4 protein-coding genes are annotated in these 2,310 nt (G+C 73.7%); 2 read left to right on the top strand and 2 right to left on the bottom strand.

Annotation, left to right across the window (positions count from 1 at the left end; translation table 11 throughout):
- A partial coding sequence (locus AC1DUQ_RS20935; protein ID WP_477074539.1) for a hypothetical protein occupies positions 1 to 181 on the top strand: 181 nt, incomplete at its 5' end.
- Between the two features lie 54 nt (positions 182 to 235).
- Positions 236 to 670, top strand: a complete 435-nt coding sequence (locus AC1DUQ_RS20930; protein ID WP_477074538.1) for a YdeI/OmpD-associated family protein — start codon at positions 236 to 238, stop codon at positions 668 to 670.
- Here the strand turns inward: AC1DUQ_RS20930 and AC1DUQ_RS20925 are convergent.
- Together AC1DUQ_RS20925 and AC1DUQ_RS20920 are read right to left on the bottom strand one after the other, a co-directional pair.
- Positions 667 to 966: a hypothetical protein gene (locus AC1DUQ_RS20925; protein ID WP_477059889.1), complete on the bottom strand. Its 300-nt coding sequence runs from the start codon at positions 964 to 966 to the stop codon at positions 667 to 669. The genes AC1DUQ_RS20930 and AC1DUQ_RS20925 overlap by 4 nt on opposite strands.
- Before the next feature lie 85 nt (positions 967 to 1,051).
- Positions 1,052 to 2,125: an RDD family protein gene (locus tag AC1DUQ_RS20920; RefSeq protein ID WP_477059888.1), complete on the bottom strand. Its 1,074-nt coding sequence runs from the start codon at positions 2,123 to 2,125 to the stop codon at positions 1,052 to 1,054.
- Between the last annotated feature and the right edge of the window lie 185 nt (positions 2,126 to 2,310).

Raw genomic sequence — 2,310 nt, 5'->3', positions numbered from 1 at the left:
GCTCCCGACAGAGGGGGCAGGCGGGCCCGCGGTCCTCGTCGAGGCCTCCGACGCCGGGGCCCCCAGCCTCGTCGTCGCGCACCGCTACACGGCCGCCACACCCGAGGGCGACGGACGGGCACGACCCGCACGAGCCGTCGGCGAGCCGCTCGTCCTGGGCCAGGGCACCCCCCTGCTCTAGTCTGCGACGTGCGCTCCCCTGAGCCGGGCGCGGGCGCAGTCCGAGGAGGAACCCATGCGATTTCGCACCACGGTGGAGCTCAGCGGGAAGTCCGCGACCGGCCTGCCCGTGCCCGACGACGTGGTCGCGGCGATGGACCGAGGAGCGCGGTTCCCCGTCGTCGTGACGATCAACGGCTTCTCGTACCGGAGCACCGTGACGCCCTACCGCGGGAAGACGATGCTCCCGCTCAGCTCCGAGAACCGCWCGGGCGCCGGTGTGGAGGCCGGCCAGGAGATCGACGTCGACATCGAGTACGACGACGCCCCGCGCACGGTCGAGGTTCCCGACGACCTGGCTGCGGCCCTGAGCGGACCCGCCCGCGCCGCGTTCGACACGCTCTCGGTCAGCAGGCAGCGCGCGATCGTCGACCCGATCGAGGCCGCCAAGACGGCGGAGACCCGCGAGCGCCGGATCGCGAAGGCGGCCGAGGAGCTGGGCGCCGGCTAGGACTGGGCGCGCACCGGGTACCACCGCGACCCGAACCGCCGGGTCACGCTGCGGCCGCTGATGTCCGCGAGCTCGTCGAGCCGGGCGAGCACGGCCCAGCCGACCCGGCGGGCGGTCTGGTCGTCGTCGGCCTGGAACCGCACGGTCACGCGGGCCTGACCCCGCACGATCGCGACGTCGTGGGCCTCGACGGTGGTCATCGCCTCGGCGGTCGCGACGGCCTGCGGAAGGACGTCCGGCGCGGACACCCCCGGCTGCAGCAGACCGATGGCGGCGGTCACGCGGTAGGACGGCACGTCAGCTCGTGATCTGGGCCGCGCCCACGGCACCGTCAGCAGGGTCCATGGGCGCCACGGTAGCCGGGAGCCGCGGTGGAGCTGGTCAGTCGGTCCAGGGTGGTCCGTAGTCGGGCTGGTCGGCTGCCTCCCAGTCGGCGGCGTCGATCGAGCAGGCACCGATGACCTCACCGTTCACGACGAGCCGGTTCTGCGCGGTCCAGCCCGGCCCGGCCTCGCCCAGGTCGCTGGTCGAGAGCAGGAGCGGGTCCAGAACCATGTCGGGCGAGCCCATGCTCGTCGTCGCGTCCTGAGTCACCTCGATCACCGACCCGTCCGCCCGGCGGAGGTCCGTCTCGATCAGGGCGCCATCGAGCGTCGCCGCCGGGGAGGTCCAGGTCCACGTGATCCGCAGACCCTTCTCGACGTGGTCGTCGGTCTCCCGGACGATCCACAACCGCCGCTCGAGCATGGTGCCGCCGGCCCGGGATGCCGTCGCGGTAGCTGTCGGGGCGGCGACCGTCCCGTCGTCGACGCACGGCACCGGGGACTCCCACTCTCCGCCCCACGAGCTCGACGACGACATCGAGAACCCCACGCCGAGCACGCACACCGAGACCGCCGCGACGGAGACCGCCGTCGATCCGACGGCCGACGGCTCCCGCCGGTACCGCGCGAACCACGGGTGCGCCGGGGGTTCCCGCGTCTGCACGACCAGCGTCCCGGCGATCGAGTCGGCGAACGTCTGCCTCCGCGCGTTCCAGAGCGGGCGCAGGTACCCGATGAGGAGGATCGAGTCGAGCAGGTGCGCCACGACCCGGAGCCCGGAGGCGAAGATGCCTGCCGGCCGCCCGTCGGACCGCCGGACCACCGCCACACCAGCCACGCGCTTGCCGGGCGTCGCGCCGGTCCAGCCCTGCAGCGCGAGCATCCCGAGCACCAGGGCGACGAGCACGCCGCTGGTGTGCCACCCGACCGGCTCGGCGACGTCGGGAGCGAAGTCCCCGAAACCGGGTTGCAGCCACGGCACGACACCACGCGACCCGAGCACGAGCCAGGTCGCGCCGGACAGGATCGCCCCGTCGAGCAGGGCAGCCACGACGCGTCGCGACCAGGCGGCCAGCGGCGGCCCGTCGACGGGCGCCGCGAGGTCCGTGGGCAGCGCCACCGTGTCGGTCACGCACCGATCGTGGCAGGTCAGCGGCGTGCGCGTCCGGAGAATGACGGCGACGCGGGCACCCGGATCGTGCCAGGCTCCCGCCCCATGACACGCGAGCACCTCAGCCCGCGACTGATCAGCTGGGCATCGATCCTCGAGGAGAACACCCGGGCCCAGGCAGTCGCCACCTCCACCCTCCCCTTCAT

It is taken from the genome of Cellulomonas sp. P4_B5_2 (genome assembly GCF_056402235.1).
Note: the sequence above shows the minus strand (reverse complement) of the source record. Positions and strands in the feature narration are given on the sequence as shown.